A 20966-nucleotide genomic window follows, 5' to 3' on the forward strand; every position below is an offset into this window, starting at 1 on the left:
AAGAAATTCTTTCCAATTTCTTGATAACATATTAAATAAATTAAAGCATTGCGAACCTTGCGAAAATCCTTTGCGAGCTTTGCGGTTAAAAGATAATATGTCAAAAATTCAAGAAGAAATCAAAAAACGAATTCTCGTGCTCGATGGAGCGATGGGAACGATGTTGCAACGTTATAAATTTGAAGAAGAAGATTTTAGAGGCGAACGTTTCAAAGATTTTCCACATCCTTTAAAAGGAAACAACGATTTGCTTTCCATTACCCAACCAGAAGCTGTAAAATCAGTACATCGTGCTTATTTTGAGGCGGGTGCCGATATTGTAGAAACCAATACTTTTTCAGGAACGACTATCGGAATGGCGGATTATCACATGGAAGATTTAGTCTATGAGTTGAATTTTCAATCCGCAAAAATCGCTCGTGAAGTTGCGGATGAATTTACCGATAAACCAAGATTTGTAGCAGGTTCTATCGGACCAACCAACAGAACCGCTTCTATGTCACCTGATGTAAACGACCCTGGATTTCGTGCCGTGAATTTTGATGACTTAAAAATTGCTTACAAGCAACAAGTTGAGGCTTTAATTGATGGCGGTTGCGATTTACTTTTGGTAGAAACGATTTTTGATACTTTAAATGCAAAGGCTGCTTTGTTTGCCATCGAGGAAGTTAAAGAAGAAAGAAATATTGATATTCCCGTAATGGTTTCAGGAACAATTACCGATGCTTCTGGAAGAACATTATCTGGGCAAACGGTGGAAGCTTTTTTGATTTCGATTTCGCATATTCCGTTGTTGAGTGTTGGATTTAATTGCGCTTTAGGAGCTGATCAATTGAAACCCTATTTGAAACGATTAGGAAATAATACCTCGTTAAATATTTCGGCACATCCCAATGCAGGTTTACCAAATGCCTTCGGGCAATACGATCAAACGCCTGAAGAAATGCAACAATTAATTCGTGAATATTTACAGGAAAATTTAGTGAATATTATCGGTGGATGTTGCGGAACGACACCCGAACATATCAAATTAATTGCTGAGGTAGCAAAAGAATTCAAACCACGCCCCGTAGAGAAAACGCATGTGTTGTCTCAATAATTGATTTAATCAATTATCCAAAATGAAAACAATGAAAAACAGTACCATAAAAATACAATTCGAGACATTTTTACAGTCGCAACGATGTTGGGTTTGCCAATACGTGAGCAACAGTAAATCCTTTTGGAAAGATGTTGCGAAACATTATAAAAGAATAAGTAATGAGTTATAATTCCGATAAATATTTAAAATTATCAGGTTTAGAACCTTTGATTGTAACTCCAGAAACCAATTTTGTAAACGTTGGAGAACGAACAAACGTAACCGGTTCTAGAAAATTTCTTCGATTAATTAAAGAAGAAAAATATGATGAAGCCTTAGATATCGCACGTGCTCAAGTAGAAGGTGGCGCACAAATCATCGATGTCAACATGGATGAAGGAATGTTAGATGGTGTTTACGCCATGACCAAATTCTTAAATCTAATCGCAGCCGAACCTGATATTGCCCGCGTTCCTGTTATGATTGATTCCTCAAAATGGGAAATCATCGAAGCTGGGTTGAAAGTTATTCAAGGAAAAGGTGTGGTGAATTCGATTTCGTTAAAAGAAGGAGAAGCTACCTTTATTCATCATGCTAAATTAATCAAACGATACGGAGCAGCAGTAATTGTGATGGCTTTTGACGAGAACGGTCAAGCCGATACTTACGAAAGACGTATCGAAATCTGTAAAAGAAGTTATGATATTTTGGTGAATCAAGTTGGTTTTCCAGCAGAAGATATCATTTTTGATCCTAATATTTTCCCAGTTGCAACCGGAATGGAAGAACACAAACTAAATGCTTTAGATTTCTTCCGAGCAACCAAATGGATTCGCGAAAATCTTCCGTATGCACATATTTCGGGAGGAGTTAGTAACGTTTCTTTTTCTTTCCGTGGAAACGATAAAGTGCGTGAAGCAATGCATTCGGCATTCTTGTACCATGCCATACAAAACGGTATGACGATGGGAATTGTGAATCCAGAAATGTTGGAGATTTACGATGAAATCGACCCTGTTTTGTTGGAACATGTGGAAGACGTTTTGCTAAACAGAAGAGAAGACGCGACAGAACGTTTGTTAGATTTAGCGGAAAGTTTCAAAGGAGATGTAAAATCAAATGAAAAAGCTGTGGCTGAATGGAGAAATGGTTCGGTTCAAGAAAGATTAACGCATTCGTTAGTAAAAGGAATTGACGAGTTTATCGAAATTGATGTGGAAGAAGCACGTCAGTTGGTTGAAAAACCTATCGAAGTTATCGAAATCAATTTGATGGCTGGAATGAATGTAGTAGGAGATTTATTCGGAAGCGGAAAAATGTTTTTGCCACAAGTAGTAAAATCAGCTCGTGTAATGAAAAAAGCGGTGGCTTATTTACTTCCTTATATTGAAGCTTCAAAAGACGGAAAATCGTCTTCAGCAGGAAAAGTGTTGATGGCAACGGTAAAAGGTGATGTACATGATATTGGTAAAAATATTGTTTCTGTAGTTTTAGCTTGTAATAATTTCGAAATCATTGATTTAGGTGTGATGGTTCCGCCCGAAAAAATCATAGAAACTGCAGTTAAAGAAAATGTGGATATTATCGGTTTGAGTGGTTTGATTACGCCTTCGTTAGACGAAATGGTGTATTTGGCTAAAGAAATGGATAAATTGAATATCAAAATTCCAGTAATGATTGGTGGCGCCACAACTTCACGAGCGCACACTGCTGTGAAAATTGCACCAGAATATAAGGAAACGGTAGTTCATGTGAATGATGCTTCTCGTGCGGTAACGGTTGCAACTAATTTATTACAACCCGATACAAAAATTACTTATGCAAAATCACTTCGTGAAGAATATGATGCACTTCGAGAAGGATATTTGAATAGAAGTCGTGAGAAAAATTTCTTATCAATTGATGAAGCACGTAAAAATAAATTCAAAATCGATTGGGATAATTACGAACCTGTAAAACCTAATTTCATTGGAACAAAAACCATTGAAGTTGAGCTTTCAGAATTAGTAGATTTTATCGATTGGACTCCATTTTTTCAGTCATGGGAATTGTATGGAAAATTTCCAACTATTTTGACTGATGAAATTGTAGGAGAACAAGCATCTGATTTATATAAAGATGCCCAAAAAATGCTTTCTCAAATTGTTTCGGAAAAATGGTTCATTGCAAAAGGAATTTTGGGAATTTTTCCAGCCAATACTATTAATGATGACGATATCGAAGTAAATCTTCCAGCTTCCAGCTTCCAACTTCTAACTTTAAGACAACAATCTCAAAAAACGGTTGGTGCTCCAAATATCGCATTGGCAGATTTTATTGTTCCGAAAGAAATTGGTAAACAAGATTATATTGGATGTTTCTGTGTTTCTACTGGTTTTGGAGTAGATGAAAAAGCATCCGAATTTGAAAAACAATTAGACGATTATAATTCCATTTTGGTAAAAGCTTTGGGAGATAGATTAGCAGAAGCATTTGCGGAATACTTGCATTTAAAAGTTAGAAAAGAAATTTGGGGTTACGCTTCTGATGAGGTGTTATCAAATGACGAATTAATCAAAGAACAATACAAAGGAATTCGTCCAGCACCAGGTTATCCTGCTTGTCCCGACCATTTAGAAAAACCAACGATTTGGAAATTATTAAATGTGGAACAAGAAATAGGAGTAAAGTTAACCGAAAGTATGGCGATGTGGCCAGCAGCTTCGGTTTCGGGCTATTATTTTGCGAATCCAGAAAGTAAATATTTTGGTTTAGGAAAAATTAAAAAAGACCAATTAGAAGATTACGCCACAAGAAGAAATATAAGTGTAGAATTAGCCGAAAAATGGCTATCACCCAATTTAGCAGATTAAAATGAAAGTAACGGAACATATACAAAACGCCAACGGAAAACCTTTGTTCTCCTTCGAAATTTTACCACCATTAAAAGGACAAAATATTCAATCTATTTTTGATAGTATCGATCCTTTAATGGAATTTAATCCACCATTTATTGATGTAACGTATCATCGTGAGGAATATGAATTCAAGGAATTAGAAAATGGTTTACTTCAGAAAAAAGTAGTAAAAAAACGTCCGGGAACGGTTGGGATTTGTGCTGGAATTCAGAATAAATATCAAGTCGATGCTATTCCGCATATTTTGTGTGGTGGTTTTACCAAAGAAGATACAGAGAATTTATTAATTGATTTGGATTTCTTGGGAATTGATAATGTCGTAGCACTTCGTGGTGATGCAGTTAAAAGCGAAATTTACTTCAAACCTGAAAAAGAAGGTCATGCTTATGCTTCGGAATTAGTAACGCAAATTAGCAACTTGAATAAGGGAATTTATTTGGACGAAGATTTGCAAAATTCCACCAAAACCAATTTTTGTATAGGAGTGGCAGGTTATCCAGAAAAACACATGGAAGCACCAAGTTTAGATAGTGATATTCATTTTGTAAAGCAAAAAATCAAAAATGGAGCGGATTATATCATTACCCAAATGTTTTTTGATAATAAAAAATTCTTCGATTTTGTAGCCAAATGCAGAGCTGCTGGAATTACCGTTCCAATAATTCCAGGATTAAAGCCTATCGCAACAAAGAAGCAATTGAATTTAATTCCGCATCGTTTTAGTGTTGAATTACCAGACGATTTGATTATGGCAGTTGTAAAAGCAAAAGATAATGACGCTGTGAAACAGATTGGAATTGAATGGTGCACACAGCAAAGTAAAGAATTAGTAGCCGCTGGAATTCCAGTGTTACATTACTATTCTATGGGTAAAGCCGAAAATGTAAAAGCAATAGCAAAAGAAATTTTTTAATTGTATTTCTTTTAAAGTTAAATCTCCTAAGTATTTTGTACTTAGGAGATTTTTTATGCCATATTAAACTTTATTTATATGTTAAGTTGTTGTATTTTAAAATATAACTGTCGTACTTTCAGATTAATAAATTGTTATTAAATCATTTTTGTGATAATTCAAGTAATTAAACGTAATAAATTTACCGATGAAAAACATATAAAATCGATTAAACACGTAAATTTTAAAAATAATTGCATTTTTTCGAATTTTTCTGTATTTCATCGATTTTTGAATTTTTTAATTGATTTTTTTCGATAAAAAACATTTTAAAATGAATATTGTTTATAAAATATGTTAATTTTTTATATTGTATTGTGTTAAATAATATCCTGATTAGTAAAAGTATATTTTTTTATTCAAAAAAAGATTGTAAATTTATGATGAACAAAAAACCAAATAGTATGAAAAAAATTATCTACACTTTCGTAATTTTATTCATTTCTCAGTTAAACTTTGCAAATGAATTAGACTCAATTCTTTCAAAAGCTAGAGAATTTGGTAAGCAGAAGAACTATACTGAAGCTATAAAGGCTTATGAATCATATATTAAAAATGCTGGAGATGAAAATTTAAAAGAAGTTTTTGTTGAGGTTGCAAATTGTTATTTTTTAGATGGAAAAAAAGAAGTAGCAGTAAAATATATTAAAAGAGCAATTACTAAGTATGGTTTTACTGAAGATGAATTTATTTACAGTACAACTTTGAATCAAGATTTGTCTGAATATGCACTTTCTATTATTTATGATGATTATTTTTCGCTTAGAAAGCAATACCTGGCAACACTGAATTAATAAAACTAAATTATAGACAAGTCTCCTTATGAATTTTTGTAAGGGGACTTTTTTTGTTTGTAAGTTTTTTGTTATTTATCGGATTTTGAGTGGTTTAGGTCGATTTATTATTGAATATTAAAAATAATAAGTCAATTTTACTTTCAATTCTTGTTTAACCCTAAACTGATAAATTATGAAAAGTAAATACTTATTATTGTCGTTTTTATTGATGTTGTTTTGGAATAGTTTTTCTTCTGAGTATAATGAGGTCTTATTAAAAGCTAATCGATTAAAGTCTGGAGCACAATATACAAGGGCAATTAGATATTATAATAAGGCAATCAAATTTGAAAAAAATAATGATGAAGCTATAAAAGAAATTTATTTTCATATTGCAGATTGTTATTTTAAGTTAGGAAGAGAAGTCATGGCTTATAAAGTTTTGACCGCTACAGTTTATAAACTTGGTGCTACAAAAGTAGATTTTGAAAATAATTCGATTGTAGATAAAGAATTTTTAAAAGCTTCTTGGATAAAAATGGAACCAAAATACAATCGGTTTAGACAAAGATATATCGCAAGTCTTGATGGAATTGATGATTATTTAGCTGATGGAAATTATGTTTTAAATCCGAAGCAGTAAGTTTTAGTATAATTTATTCAAGTAACATTATAAATTTATTATTGAGTTTATAATGTTACTTTTTTTTTGCTGTTTTTTCTCTGAAAATTTGTTCTAAGTTTTTGTTTTTCAATACAATTTGTAGGGTTCTCAAATTGTTAGCTTGTGCAAAATCAAACAATGTTGGACGCATATCGGTAGTTGAGGTAAAAGTTAATTCCCAAACTAAATCATGAGTGTTTTTTACAGTTTTCAAATTAGGAAGAGAAACGAAAATGCTTTCATCGACTTTTTTATCAAATTCCACTTCAATAATTTGTTCAGCTTCTTCAGCAACAAGATTATTTAGTTTTTTATCGGTAACAATTTTTCCTTTATCAATAATGATAATTCTATCACAAATAGCCTCTACTTCTTGCATAATGTGCGTTGAAAGAAAAACCGTTTTGTCTCTTCCAATGTTTTTAATCAAATCACGAATTTCAACTAATTGATTTGGGTCTAAACCAGTAGTTGGTTCATCTAAAATCATTACATCAGGATTGTGCAATAAAGCGGTTGCTAATCCTACACGTTGACGATATCCTTTAGAAAGTTCACCTATCTTTTTATGACTTTCAGGAGTTAATCCTGTCAAAGAAATTACTTCATCAATTCTAGATTTTGCAATTTTATGTAAATCGGCATTAAAAGCCAAATATTCTCTCACATATAAATCCAAATACAACGGATTATGTTCTGGTAAATATCCAACCGATTTTTGTACTTCTTTTTGTGACGAAGTTACATCGTGTTCGTTTACAATTGCGATTCCGCTATCGGCTGTTAAATAAGTAGTCAAAATTTTCATCAAAGTTGATTTTCCAGCACCATTTGGACCTAAAAAACCTACGATTTCTCCTTTTTTTACAGAAAAACTAACATTGTCTAACGCTTTTTGGTCTCCGTAATTTTTTGAAATATTTTGAACTTCTATTGACATAGCATATAAATTTTAGCAAAAATAACCTTTTTTAAAAGAACTCAAATTTATTTAAAAAAGTATTTCGTTTTCATTTTTTTATTACTTTAGCCAAATATAACAACAAAGTCGAAATGCTTACCAATAGTACATTTTTTTATAACAATTCTTTTTATTTCTTCTACATAAAGAAGAGGGATTGTTTTGCTATTATATAAATCAAAGAAATTTATTTTATAAACATACAATCCCGATGCAAATCGGGATTTTTTTTTGCTCATAACTATGAAAATTAAAGTCGCAATTCAGGGAATTCAAGGGTCGTTTCATCATCAAGTAGCACATTGTTATTTTGGTGAAGCAATTGGTTTGGAGGAATGCGGTTCCTTTAGAGATGTGGTTAATAGTTTAAAGAATAATCAATCTGACAAAGCAATTATGGCGATTGAAAACTCGATTGCTGGCGCTATTTTGCCTAATTATGCTCTTATCGATTCAAATGACTTACACATTATTGGCGAATACTTTTTAGATATTCACATGAATTTGATGGTGTTTCCTGGTCAAAAGATTGAAGATATCAAAGAAGTGCATTCGCATCCAATCGCTTTGTTGCAATGTGCGAATTTCTTTAGTCAATATCCGCATATTAAGTTGGTAGAAAGTTCCGATACGGCGATTACGGCTAAACGAATTCAGGAAAATAAATTGAGAGGGATTGGAGCTTTAGCTGGTCCAGTGGCTTCCGAAATTTACAATTTGGAAATTATTGCCGACGGAATTCACACTGTAAAGAGTAATAAAACGCGTTTCGTGGTTTTAAAAGCATCTAACAAAGAAATTTCAAAAGTGCTCATTAATAAAGCATCGATAAAATTTGAATTAGATGATACGCCAGGTTCCTTGGCAACAGTTTTAAATGTGCTGAATAATTGTAAATTAAATTTAACAAAAATCCAGTCGCTTCCTATCATCGAAACACCTTTTACTTATGCTTTTTTTGTGGATGTAGTTTTCGAAAAATACAAACATTTTGAAAAAGCGAAAAAAGTAATGGAAATCATGACAACGCATTTCAAGGTGTTGGGCGAATATGAAAAGAGTAAACAATAATAATTTAAGAATAAGTAGTAATTTTACAGTGAAATAAGGATTATGGAAAATAAAAAAGAATTACGCACTTGGTTAGATGATTTTCAATTGAATCATCCACTAGTAATTGCTGGACCTTGCAGTGCAGAAACCGAAAGTCAAGTTTTAAAAATAGCACACGAATTAAAAAATTCTGATGTTTCTATTTTCCGTGCAGGAATTTGGAAACCGCGTACACGTCCAGGAGGATTTGAAGGTGTGGGCGAAATCGGGTTGAAATGGTTGCAAAAAGCCAAAGCAGAAACTGGTTTGTTAATGGCAATCGAAGTGGCTACAGTGGCTCATGTGAAATTAGCATTGGAACACGATATTGATGTGTTGTGGATTGGAGCCAGAACAACTGTAAATCCTTTTGCGGTTCAAGAAATTGCGGATGCTTTGCAAGGAACTGATAAAATAGTGTTACTTAAAAATCCAGTAAATCCCGATTTATCTTTATGGATTGGCGGTTTAGAACGATTGTACAATGCAAATATTAAAAAATTAGGAGTAATTCATAGAGGATTTTCTACCTACGAAAAAACAAAATACCGTAATAATCCAGAATGGCAAATAGCAATCGATTTGCAAAACCGTTTTCCAGATTTACCTTTGATTTGCGATCCTTCGCATATTACAGGAAAGCGCGATATGATTCAAGAAGTTTCGCAACAAGCCTTAGATTTGAATTATGATGGATTAATTATTGAAACCCATATCGACCCAGACAATGCTTGGAGTGATGCAGCGCAGCAAGTAACACCAAAGGTTTTGAAGCAAATGTTTCTAGATTTAAAAGTGCGAAAAATTACGGACGATGAAAGTGAATACAATCAGAAAATGGCAAAACTCCGCATGCAAATTGATGAATTTGATGGGAAATTGCTAGAGATTTTGGGTAGCCGAATGAAAGTTGCCGATAAAATAGGTTTGTTAAAGAAAGAGAAAAACGTAGCCATTTTGCAAAATCAACGTTGGAATGAAATTCTAGGGAAAATGATTTTGGAAGGTGAAGAAAAAGGATTGAGTAACGAATTTGTTATGCAATTGTTTAAAGCAATACACCAAGAAAGTATTACACATCAAGAGAAAGTCATAAATAAGTAAAAATTTCATAAATGTTTTAAAGGCAATCATTTGATTGCCTTTTTTTGTTTAATAAATATTTTTAACAAATAAATTTTTATGAATTTAAGTTGTATTATTGCATCAAATTTAAAACCATAACATTTTTATCAAATGAAAAAATTATTATTTGTAGCTATTGTTACATTGTTGTCAGGGATTAATTTGTCTCAAGCGCAATATAATATTGAAAATTTAAAATTAACTTACGGTGAAGAAATTACCGATGAAAAAGGAACAATTGTTAAAATAATTGGAGAATCTAATGATAAAATTTATGCGTTAGGTTTGAAAGGAAAAGGATATTTTTTGAAAATTTTTACTTCAAAAGAAATGAAATTGGTTAGTAATAAACCAATTGAGCTTCCAGAAGTAAAGGATAAAGAAATTGAATTTGAAGAAATCTTTATGTTAAATGGAAAGGTTTTTATTATTGGTAGTGTATATCAAAGTAAAGAAAAAATCTTCAAGTTAGTAGGTGTTGAGTTTTCTGAAGATGGCAAATTAAGTAAAAACATGATTCCTTTGTTTGAGGCTGAAGTTGAAAAAAAATCAAGAAGAGGAGATTTTTATTTTAAAACATCCGCTGATGAAACTAAATTATTAGCTATGCATGCATCATTATTTGGGAAAGAGGATGCAATGAAATACGATTTAAAATTATTTGATTCAAGTTTAACTACTTTATTCTCAAATACAGAAAAAGTTTCTTTTGATGATAATAAAAAAGATTTTGAATTTACAATTTCTGATTTTGATGTGAATTATAGAGATGATGCATTTTTAGTAATTAATGAAAGTTACAGAGATAGTAAAAAGAAAGAACAAGTTGAGAAATTTCAAGTTTTTGCTTTCAAAAAAGCTAATGGATACAAAAAAGAAATAATTGATATTAATTTTAAAGGGAAAGAAATTATTAATTGTTCAATGATGTCAACAAATAATGACAAAGTACAATTAGTTGGTTTTTATTCATCAGTTAGAGAAAATGGTAAAGCGAATAGAGAGTTAAAAGGGATTTTTAATGCAACAATTGATATCAATTCTAATATCAATGATAATCTAAAATTTAATGAATTTGATTATGCTACTAAAGTAAAATTATTAGGGGAAAGAAAAGCTAAAAAAGGAAAGGATGTAAAGCCATATTACAAAATTCATACGATTATTGAAAAAAATGATGGAGGTTTAATTATTCTTTCAGAAGAGCGATTTATATATGTTGGACAAACTCAAGGTATTGGCCCATTTGGATTAACACCAATCACTTATTACACTAATGAAATAATTGTTACTTGTTTAAAACCAGATGGTTCTTTAGAATGGAGTAATGTAGTAGCAAAAGATCAAAATGCAACAGCGACAGTGGCTTCTTTAGGAATGTTTGGAGCGGGTGGAAATGGTGGATTTAATGTAGCGATTGGTGTTTCTTTTCAATTAGGAGTTATGGGTAAAGGGCCAGAATATTTAAGCGCAATTCCTATTTATGCAGATGGTCAGTTAAATATTATTTTTAATGATAACAAGAAGAATAAAGGAATTACGGATATGGATGAAATAAAAACATTAGGAAATTATAATAACGCTGTGCCAACTTTATTTCAATTTGATAACCAAGGAAAAATCACACGTAAAGATCCTGAAGAAGTTATTAAAAATGAGTTAGTAATTAGACCAGGAGTTTATTACCGAAAAAGTAATAAAGAATTCATAATCTATGCCTCAAGAAAATCGCAAGATAAGTTAGGAAGAATGACACTTTAAAAATTATTAAAAACCAAGAAATTATCTTCTTGGTTTTTTTATGGCCTTTTAATATGAAACACTATCTTTGCTATTATAAACATATGTGATTAAACATTAGAAAGAAATTTTTAATTTTTAATTTTTAATTTTTAATTGATTTGACAGGAATCGTATATAAATCTACCGGAAGTTGGTACACCATTAAAACAGAAAATGGTGATTTTTTGGAGTGCCGTATAAAAGGTAAATTTAGAATGAAAGGTATCAAAAGTACCAATCCAATTGCGGTCGGCGATATTGTAGATTATAATATTGAAAACACAACTGATGAAACTACAGGCGTAATAATAAATATTCACGAGCGCAAAAATTACATCGTTAGAAAATCAGTTAATTTATCACATCAAATGCATATTATTGCGTCTAATATTGATGTGGTTTTTTTATTGGTAACCATTAATAATCCACCAACAACAACAAGTTTTATAGATCGATTTTTAGTAACAGCAGAAGCTTATGGAATAGAAGCTGTTTTAGTATTTAATAAAATCGATACGTTTGATGACCCCACATTAGACGAACAATTATATTTACAACACGTTTATACTGAAATTGGTTACAAATGCCTTAGGGTTTCAGCAAAAGACGGAAAAGGAATTGACGAATTAAAAGCGTTAATGAAAAATAGAGTGTCAATGTTTTCTGGTCATTCTGGAGTTGGAAAATCTACTTTAGTTAATACATTAGAGCCTTCGTTGAATTTAAAAACCAAACAAATTTCTGAATCGCATGCACAAGGAAAGCATACTACAACTTTTGCAGAAATGTTTGATTTATCATTTGGCGCTAAAATTATCGACACGCCAGGAATTCGTGGTTTTGGAATTGTAGATATGGAAAAGCAAGAAATTGGCGATTATTTTCCAGAATTTTTTGCTCTAAAAGATCAATGTAAATTCAATAATTGTTTACATAAAGATGAACCACATTGTGCTGTTAAAAATGCACTTGAAAATGATGAAATTGCATGGTCGAGATATAAAAGCTATACTCAAATTCTAGAAGGAGATGATGAGCAATATCGCGCAGATATCTACGACGCAGAACGAAAAGCAAGTGATGAAACCAGAAAGTAAAAAGTAAAAAGAATCAAGTAAAAAGTGAAGACAGTTATTCAAAGAGTTTCAGAATCATCGGTTATCATTAATAACGAAATTGTAGCTCAAATTCAAAAAGGACTTTTAGTTTTAGTTGGAATTGAAGATGCTGACAATCAAGAGGATATTGTTTGGTTAGCCTCAAAAATTGCTAATCTTCGCATTTTTGCTGATGAAAATGACGTGATGAATTTATCACTTAAAGATATTGATGGTGATATGGTTGTTGTAAGTCAGTTTACCTTGCATGCATTAACTAAAAAAGGAAACCGTCCATCTTATATTAAAGCGTCAAAACCCGAAATCGCTATTCCACTGTATGAATCTTTCGTAAAACAAATGGAAATAGAATTAGGTAAAAAAGTACAAACGGGGCAATTCGGAGCCGATATGAAAGTGAGTTTGATTAATGATGGTCCGGTAACAATTATAATCGATACAAAAAATAAAGAATAAACTCAATGAAACAGTTATCCCTTACATTTTTACTGTTATTTTCAATTTCAACATTTTCCCAAGAGATTAAATATTCAAGTTTATTAACTCCTAAAGAGTTAGTTGAAAATGCTAATAGTATTATTAGAAATCAAGAAATCTTGATTTCGGTTAATTCACAAAATTCCTTGACTATTAAGAAAAAAAAGGTAGTTACTGTACTTAATAAATCAGGATTGAATAATGTTGATGCAAAGGAATATTACAGTAAATCAGAAAAAATAAAAAACATTGAAGCTATTATATACAATGATTTTGGCTCTGAAATTAAAAAGATAAAAAAGAAAGATTTTATAGACCAAAGTGTTGCTGATGGATTTTCTGTATTAACAGATGGAAGAATGTTGTATTTAGATTATACACCAACCAGTTATCCTTTTACAATTGTGTATGAAAGTGAGGTTGAAACTATTAATACAGCATTTATTCCAACATGGTATCCAATAGATGATTATTTTGAAAGTGTTGAAAAATCTTCGATAACAGTTAATTATATTAATGATTTAGGTTTTAAATATAAAGAAAAAAACTTTGAAAATAGATTAATAAAGAAAAGCGAAACTTCAAATACGATTACATTTTCTGTTGAAAATATTTTAGCTGAAAAGCCAGAAGATTACGCTCCATCTGCTGACAAAATTCTTCCAAATGTTGTTTTTGGATTGGATAAATTTAATTTGGAAGGATTTGAAGGTAGTGCAAAATCATGGCAAGAATTTGGAATGTTATGGTATGAAAATTTAGTTTCTGAATCGGAAGAAATAAGTGAAGAAACTAAAAACAAGCTAAAAGCATTAGTAGCAAACGAGACGAACGATTTAAAAAAAGCACAAATTGTTTATGAATTTATGCAAAATAAAACTCGCTATGTAAGTGTTCAACTAGGAATTGGTGGCTGGAAACCAATGTTGCCATTAGACGTTGATAAATTAGGTTATGGTGATTGTAAAGCACTCTCAAATTATACAAGAGTTTTGTTGAAAAATGTTGGAGTTAATTCATATTATACAGTAATATATGGTGATTCAAGGAAAAAAGATTTTGAAAAAGACTTTGTTTCAAAACAAGGAAATCATGTGATATTGACGATTCCTAATGGAGATAAAAATGTTTTTTTAGAATGTACTAATCAAAAAATTCCTTTCGGTTTTGGTGGAGATTTTACAGATGATAGGCATGCATTGTTGATTAAGCCTGATGGAGGTGAGATAATAAAAACGACAGTTTATACTGAATCTGATAATATTCAAGCTACTGATGGTTCTGTGCAATTAAATAGCAATGGTACAATTAATGGGTCACTTAAAATTGTTTCTAAAGGTATTCAGTATGATGATATATATGAAATAGAAGATGAAGCAAAAGATGATATTGAAAAGCATTATAAATCATCTAGGTTTCACTGGTTAAATAATTTAAAAATCAACAGCTATTCATTTAAAAATGATAAAAAACTAATTGAATTTACGGAAAATATTAGTATGAATGTTGAAAATTATGTGAACATTGTTGGAAATTCATTTATGTTTCCAGTTAACATTTTTAATCGGAAAACTAACGTTCCGCAGCGATATAGAAACAGAAAACAACCTTTTGAAATACAACGAGGTTATACAGATATAGATATTATACAAATTAACATACCCGAAAATTTTAAAATAGAAGCTTTGCCAGACAATATTACAATTGAAAATAAGTTTGGAACATATAAGTTTGAGATACTTATAAATAATAATTTAATTAATTATAAAAGAACCTTAATAATAAAACAAGGGTTTTATGACAAATCAGAATATGAAAATTATAGACAATTTATTGAACAAATTGTAAAACATGATAATTCAAAAATTTTATTTAATAAACTACAATAGCATGGAAAAAATTAAATTCATAATTTATTTAACAATAATATTTTTTGTAAACATTGTTTTTTCTCAAGATTATAAGCTTGGAAAAGTGACACTTGATGAACTCAAACAAGATAGATGTGCTATGGATACATCGGCAGTTGCTGAATATATTTTTTCTAAAGGTAAGACATATATTGAGTATAGTCAAACAGATGGATTCAAAATAATTACGGAAGTTGAGAACAAAATTAAAATATATAAAAAAGAAGGTTATTCTTATGGAAATTATGAAATTCCATTTTACATAGAAAACAATAGTACTAAAGAACAAATTTCTTTTTCAAATGCTATTACATATAATTTAGTTGGTGATAAAATTGAAAAAACAAAATTAAAAAGCGAGGGAGAATTTGAGGAACAGGTAAATAAAAACTGGGGCATAAAAAAAATTACAATGCCAAATGTAAAAGAAGGATCTATTATAGAATATAAATATGTTATTAGGTCACCATTTATATCATCATTCCCAATTTGGGAATTTGAAAAGAAGATACCAGTTTTATATTCGGAATATTTTACTCAAATACCGGAATATTTTATTTACAACTCAAATATAAGAGGAGGATTGAACCCAATAATTTCTGTTGATAAAAAGAAAAGAACAATAACTTTAAGAGAAATTGAACATGTTCAAGGAAAAGGTAAATATGAGACAGCGGTAAAGAGTAATTTTGTTTCAACAAATATTGATTTTGAACAAGTAGAGACTAAATATATATTAAATAGTATTAGTTCATTTAACGACGAAGTTTATGTAAATAATATAAAGAATTATACATCTTCTATTAGTCACGAATTAGCTGCTACACGATATCCAAATCAGGATTATAAGAATTATGCATTAGATTGGGAAAATGTAGTAGAAACAATATATGATGACAACGCGTTTGGAGGCGAGCTTAATAAAACAAATTATTTTGAGGTGGATTTTGAAGCTCTATTAAATAATATAAATTTAGATGAGCAAAAAATATCTGTCATTTATAATTTTGTAAAAGCAAAAATGAATTGGAATGGATATATGGGATATTATACCGATAATGGTGTTAAAAATGCTTATAAAAATAATATCGGAAATGTTGCAGATATTAATTTAATGTTAATTGCAATGTTGAGATATGGAGGAATAAATGCCAATCCTATTCTCGTAAGTACAAGACTGAATGGAATTCCTGTTTTTCCAAATAGAAATGGTTATAATTATGTTATAGCTGGAGTTGAATTAGATAATAAAACAATAATTTTATTAGATGCTACTAATAAAAATGCAAGTCCCAATATTATTCCAGAACGAGCAATGAATTGGTTTGGAAGAATGATTCGTAAGGATGGGACGTCAGAAATGGTAGATTTATATCCTAAAAAAAATTCTATAGAAAATGTTTCGATGTTAGCTGAGTTACAAACTGATGGGACAATAAAAGGAAAACAAAGAAAGCAACTAACAGATTATTATGCATTCTTATTTAGAAATGAGAATGGAAATAGAAACCAAGAAAATTATATAGAAGAACTTGAGAAAACAGAGAACTTTTCGTTAGTTGAAGAATATAAACTAGACAATTTAAACGATTTGACAAAACCAATTATTGAAACGTATAGCTTTACTAGTAATAGCCTTGTTGATATTATTGGTTCTAAAATGTATTTTTCACCAATGTTATTCCACCAGATTACAGAAAATCCTTTTAAAGCTGAAAACAGATTATATCCAGTAGATTTTAATTTTCCAATTAAAGATTCCTATACCTTTAGCATTAAAATACCAGAAGGTTATGTTTTAGAATCAAAGCCTGAACCTATAAATTTGGTTATGGAAGAGAATATGGGGTTATTTAAATATACTGTTGCAGAAAATATGGGTACAATTCAGTTTGCTTGTAGCTTAGAGATTAATACTCCAATTATAGAAAGTGCTTATTATCAACATTTAAAAGAGTTTTTTAATCAAATCGTCTTAAAACAAAACGAGAAAATTGTATTAATAAAAAAATAATCAATGAGAATATTACAAGTAGTTTTTATATTATTTTTTGTGTTTAAATTAGAAGCTCAAAATTATGAGTTAGAAAACGTCACCTTTGAAGAATTAATGGAGTCAAAACATCATATAGATACTTCAGCGGTAGCTTCTATAATGTTTAAAAAACAAGAAACTAATTTTAAATATAAAAAAGATGATGGTTTTGTATGCACAACCGATTTTTCCATAAAAATTAAAATTTATAAAAAAGAAGGCTTGAAGTTTGCAGATTTTAAAATTCCTTATTTTGTAGGATATTCTAATCTAAGAGATGAAAGTGTCAAAATTGTTAAGGCATATACATACAATCTTAGTGGTAATAAAATAATTAAAACTAAAGTTACTAGTGAGAGTAAATTTGAGAATAAACTAAATGAATTTTGGGAAACTAAAATTATTGCATTTCCAGATGTTAAAGTAGGATCAATAATTGAATTGAGATATGTTTTAAAATCTCAAAATTTATCGGTTCTACCTGATTTTCAATTTCAATATAGTATTCCTGTTGATTATGCAGAATACATTTCTAAAATACCTGAATTTTACATATACAAAGCAATTAAACAAGGTTATGTTGATGTAGAATATAATGAAAAAGTTGAGCAAGCATCACAAACTTTTGACGATAAATATGGAAATTTATTATCAATGAATTATAAACAAATAAATTCAAGATATCAAACTAAAAATGTACCATCTTTAATTGAAGAAAACTTTAGTAATAATATAGAGAATTATTATGGAAAAATTGATAATGAACTTCAAATTATTAGAATGCCGAATGAGGAACCTGAAAAAATAGCTACAACTTGGGAGGATGTTACTAATTCTATCTATAAAGAGAAAAATTTTGGAGAAGAATTATTTAAAACAGACTATTTTGCAAAGCAAATAAATAATTTATTATTAAACCAAGAAAATAATAAAATGGATTTAATATTTAATTATGTTAAAAATAATATAGTTTGGAATGGGAAATATGGATATTTTCCTAAAACAGGGGTTGAAGAAGCATTTAAAAATAAGACAGGTAATGTTGCTGAGATTAATTTAATGCTTGTCTCAATGTTAAATTATGCTGGGTTAAATGCTTTTCCTATTTTGATTAGTACGAAAGATAATGGAATTGCGATATTTCCTAGCAGAACTAAATTTAACTATGTTATTGCTGGAGTTGAATTGAATGATAAAACTATAGTCTTACTAGATGCTACTAATAAAAATGCAAGTCCTAATATTATCCCAGAACGAGCAATGAATTGGTTTGGAAGAATGATTCGCAAGAATGGTACGTCCGAAATGGTAAATTTATATCCTGAAAAAAGTTCTATAGAAAATGTTTCAGTGTTAGCAGAACTAAAAACTGATGGAACAATAAAAGGAAAACAAAGAAAGTTACTTACTGATTATTATGCATTTGAATATAGAAATGAGAATGGAAATAGAAATAAAGAAAATTATATAGAAGAATTAGAAAAAAGAGAAAACTTTTCGTTAGTTGAAGAATATAAACTAGATAATTTAAATGATTTGACAAAACCAATTATTGAAACGTATAGCTTTACTAGCAATAGCCTTGTTGATATTATTGGTTCTAAAATATATTTTTCACCAATGTTATTCCACCAGATTACAGAAAATCCTTTTAAAGCTGAAAACAGATTATATCCAGTAGATTTTAATTTTCCAATTAAAGATTCCTATACCTTTAGCATTAAAATACCAGAAGGTTATGTTTTAGAATCAAAACCAGAGTCATTGAATATAGCTATGGAGGATAATAAAGGTTCTTTTAAATACACTGTTTCTGAAAATATGGGTACAATTCAATTTGCTTGTAGCTTAGAGATTAATGCTCCAATTATAGAAAGTGCTTATTATCAGCATTTAAAAGAATTTTTTAATCAAATCGTCTTAAAGCAAAACGAGAAAATTGTATTAATAAAAAAGTAACATGAAACAAAATCTAATCAGATTCTTAATTTTAACCCTACTAAACACGGTGCTTTATGGCGTAATTATTTACTTTATGGAAGTAAAAATGGAAACTTTTAGATTTGTTTTTCAAGCACTATTTTTTGGAATTTTTTTAGGATTTCTGCAAGTATTTGGAATTCCGTTTTTGAATAAAAAAAATAAAAAATAATATGGATTTAAAAAATTCACAACAAGAAGTTGATAATTGGATAAAAGAACACGGTGTTCGTTATTTTAATGAATTGACAAACATGGCTCAACTTACAGAAGAAGTAGGTGAAGTGGCTAGAATTATTGCCCGTAGATATGGCGAACAATCGGAAAAAGAATCCGATAAAAATAAAGACTTAGGTGAAGAACTTGCTGATGTTGTTTTTGTAGTTTTATGTTTAGCCAATCAAACAGGAGTAGATTTACAAGCTGCATTTGATAAAAAAATGGACCTAAAAACTAAACGTGATCACGACCGTCATCATAATAACGAGAAACTGAAATAAATTGAATTGGATTTTACTCATAATAGCTGGCTTATTTGAAGTTGGTTTTGCTACTTGCCTAGGAAAAGCAAAAGAATCAACAGGAAATACTTCTTTACTTTGGTATGGAGGTTTTCTTGTTTGTCTCTCGATTAGTATGATATTATTAGTAAAAGCTACCAAAGAATTACCAATTGGAACAGCTTATGCCGTTTGGACAGGAATTGGAGCAATAGGCAGTGTTTTAGTAGGAATCATTGTTTTTAAAGAACCCGCAACTTTTTGGAGAGTATTTTTCATTAGCACATTAATTTTATCAATTGTCGGATTAAAAATTGTTACCAAATAATGGATTTACATTTAGAAAAGGGAAAAGGGAAAAGGGAAAAGGGAAAAGTAAAAATCACTGGAAGTAAATCGGAGACTAATAGATTGTTGCTATTGCAAGAGTTATATCCAAATTTAACTTTAGAAAACACTTCAAATTCTGATGATTCCGAAGCGATGTTGAAAGCATTGCAGAACTCGCAACTCGTAACTCGCAACTCGCAACTCATAGACGTTCACCACGCTGGAACTGCCATGCGATTTCTTACCGCTTATTTTTCAATTCAAGAAGGAAAAGAAGTTGTTTTAACAGGTTCTTCAAGAATGAAAGAGCGTCCGATAAAAATTTTGGTTGACGCTTTAAATCAATTAGGCGCCGAAATTTGTTATGAAGAAAATGATGGTTTTCCGCCTATTCGAATCAAAGGGAAAAAGCTAACTCAAAACAACGTTTCGCTTCCAGCTAATGTAAGTAGTCAATATATTTCGGCATTATTGCTAATTGCACCCAAATTGGAAAATGGATTAGAATTAAGCTTAGAAGGCGAAATAACCTCAATTCCTTACATCAAAATGACCTTAGCGTTATTGAATGAAATAGGTGTGATGACAACATTTCAAGGAAACAAAATAATAGTTAATTCACTCCCAACTTCTAACTCCCAACTTCTAACTGTAGAGTCCGATTGGAGTTCAGCTTCTTACTGGTATTCAATTGTTGCTTTATCAGCAATTGGAACTCAAGTTACGCTTTCAAGTTATAAAAAAGATAGTTTGCAAGGCGATAGTGCTTTGGTGAACATTTATCAAGATTTTGGTGTTGAAACTACTTTTAATAGTGATAATTCAATCACGATTTCAAAAGAAAGAATTCACAACTCACAACTCACAACTCACAACTCACAACTCAACAACTTTCCTGATATTGCTCAAACTATTGGGGTAACATGTTTTGGGTTAGGAATTGGTTGTCATTTAACTGGATTACATACTTTAAAAATTAAAGAGACAGATAGACTCGAAGCCTTAAAAACCGAATTATCAAAATTTGGAGCAAATATTTCTGTAACGAATGATTCTTTAACAATCCAACAATCTGATAATCTAAATCCTAATATTTCAATTTCCACATATCAAGACCACCGAATGGCGATGGCATTTGCGCCATTAGCACTGAAAGTTCCAATAGTAATTGAAGATGCAGAGGTGGTTACAAAATCATATCCAAGTTTTTGGGAGGATTTGAGAAGTTTTGGGTTTGAATGTTTTGAAAAGTAAGAAATTTAACGCAACCATTTATGAAAATACGC

The 20966-nt window shown here is 30.3% G+C and carries 17 protein-coding genes; 16 read left to right on the plus strand and 1 reads right to left on the minus strand.

Translation table 11 applies throughout. From position 1 onward, the window contains the following. Positions 1 to 97 precede the first annotated feature (97 nt). The 5 genes from G4L40_RS11665 to G4L40_RS11685 all read left to right on the plus strand — a co-directional run bounded on the left by G4L40_RS11665 (position 98) and on the right by G4L40_RS11685 (position 6349). Positions 98 to 1099, plus strand: a complete 1002-nt coding sequence (locus G4L40_RS11665) for a homocysteine S-methyltransferase family protein (protein ID WP_166237377.1) — start codon at positions 98 to 100, stop codon at positions 1097 to 1099. Between the two features lie 161 nt (positions 1100 to 1260). Then, positions 1261 to 3933 (plus strand): methionine synthase, encoded by a 2673-nt coding sequence (gene metH, locus G4L40_RS11670; RefSeq protein WP_166237378.1) that lies wholly within the window; start codon positions 1261 to 1263, stop codon positions 3931 to 3933. 1 nt (position 3934) lies between these two features. After that, positions 3935 to 4891, plus strand: coding sequence for a methylenetetrahydrofolate reductase [NAD(P)H] (metF, locus tag G4L40_RS11675; protein WP_166237379.1), 957 nt, complete (start codon positions 3935 to 3937; stop codon positions 4889 to 4891). 443 nt (positions 4892 to 5334) lie between these two features. Beyond that, a complete protein-coding gene (locus G4L40_RS11680; protein WP_166237380.1) occupies positions 5335 to 5724 on the plus strand; it encodes a tetratricopeptide repeat protein in 390 nt (129 codons plus the stop codon). A gap of 175 nt (positions 5725 to 5899) precedes the next feature. Beyond that, the gene (locus tag G4L40_RS11685; RefSeq protein ID WP_166237381.1) at positions 5900 to 6349 is read left to right on the plus strand and encodes a hypothetical protein; all 450 of its coding nucleotides are present in this window, start codon (positions 5900 to 5902) and stop codon (positions 6347 to 6349) included. Positions 6350 to 6404: 55 nt separating this feature from the next. Here the strand turns inward: G4L40_RS11685 and gldA are convergent, their stop codons facing one another. After that, the gene (gldA, locus tag G4L40_RS11690; protein WP_166237382.1) at positions 6405 to 7310 is read right to left on the minus strand and encodes a gliding motility-associated ABC transporter ATP-binding subunit GldA; all 906 of its coding nucleotides are present in this window, start codon (positions 7308 to 7310) and stop codon (positions 6405 to 6407) included. A gap of 264 nt (positions 7311 to 7574) precedes the next feature. Between gldA and G4L40_RS11695 the strand changes: the two genes are divergently transcribed. The 11 genes from G4L40_RS11695 to aroA all read left to right on the plus strand — a co-directional run bounded on the left by G4L40_RS11695 (position 7575) and on the right by aroA (position 20934). Continuing rightward, the gene (locus G4L40_RS11695) at positions 7575 to 8402 is read left to right on the plus strand and encodes a prephenate dehydratase (RefSeq protein ID WP_166237383.1); all 828 of its coding nucleotides are present in this window, start codon (positions 7575 to 7577) and stop codon (positions 8400 to 8402) included. Between the two features lie 42 nt (positions 8403 to 8444). After that, positions 8445 to 9527, plus strand: a complete 1083-nt coding sequence (locus G4L40_RS11700; protein ID WP_166237384.1) for a bifunctional 3-deoxy-7-phosphoheptulonate synthase/chorismate mutase type II — start codon at positions 8445 to 8447, stop codon at positions 9525 to 9527. Positions 9528 to 9659: 132 nt separating this feature from the next. Further along, a complete protein-coding gene (locus G4L40_RS11705) occupies positions 9660 to 11309 on the plus strand; it encodes a hypothetical protein (protein WP_166237385.1) in 1650 nt (549 codons plus the stop codon). A gap of 140 nt (positions 11310 to 11449) precedes the next feature. Next, entirely contained in the window at positions 11450 to 12427 is a 978-nt protein-coding gene (rsgA, locus tag G4L40_RS11710) for a ribosome small subunit-dependent GTPase A (protein ID WP_166237386.1), read from the plus strand. Between the two features lie 24 nt (positions 12428 to 12451). Then, positions 12452 to 12904: a D-aminoacyl-tRNA deacylase gene (gene dtd / locus G4L40_RS11715; RefSeq protein ID WP_166237387.1), complete on the plus strand. Its 453-nt coding sequence runs from the start codon at positions 12452 to 12454 to the stop codon at positions 12902 to 12904. A gap of 5 nt (positions 12905 to 12909) precedes the next feature. Further along, on the plus strand, positions 12910 to 14814 hold the full coding sequence (locus G4L40_RS11720) for a DUF3857 domain-containing protein (protein WP_166237388.1): 1905 nt from the start codon (positions 12910 to 12912) through the stop codon (positions 14812 to 14814). Position 14815: 1 nt separating this feature from the next. Then, complete coding sequence (locus tag G4L40_RS11725; protein WP_166237389.1) at positions 14816 to 16849, plus strand: DUF3857 domain-containing protein; 2034 nt, start codon at positions 14816 to 14818, stop codon at positions 16847 to 16849. 3 nt (positions 16850 to 16852) lie between these two features. Next, entirely contained in the window at positions 16853 to 18829 is a 1977-nt protein-coding gene (locus G4L40_RS11730; RefSeq protein ID WP_166237390.1) for a DUF3857 domain-containing protein, read from the plus strand. A gap of 194 nt (positions 18830 to 19023) precedes the next feature. Next, positions 19024 to 19350, plus strand: a complete 327-nt coding sequence (locus G4L40_RS11735; RefSeq protein ID WP_166237391.1) for a nucleotide pyrophosphohydrolase — start codon at positions 19024 to 19026, stop codon at positions 19348 to 19350. A gap of 1 nt (position 19351) precedes the next feature. After that, entirely contained in the window at positions 19352 to 19678 is a 327-nt protein-coding gene (locus G4L40_RS11740) for a DMT family transporter (RefSeq protein WP_166237392.1), read from the plus strand. Further along, the gene (aroA, locus tag G4L40_RS11745; RefSeq protein ID WP_166237393.1) at positions 19678 to 20934 is read left to right on the plus strand and encodes a 3-phosphoshikimate 1-carboxyvinyltransferase; all 1257 of its coding nucleotides are present in this window, start codon (positions 19678 to 19680) and stop codon (positions 20932 to 20934) included. Before G4L40_RS11740 ends, aroA begins: the two co-directional genes overlap by 1 nt. The last annotated feature ends 32 nt before the right edge of the window (positions 20935 to 20966 follow it).

Source organism: Flavobacterium celericrescens (assembly GCF_011392075.1).
Lineage (GTDB): Bacteria > Bacteroidota > Bacteroidia > Flavobacteriales > Flavobacteriaceae > Flavobacterium > Flavobacterium celericrescens.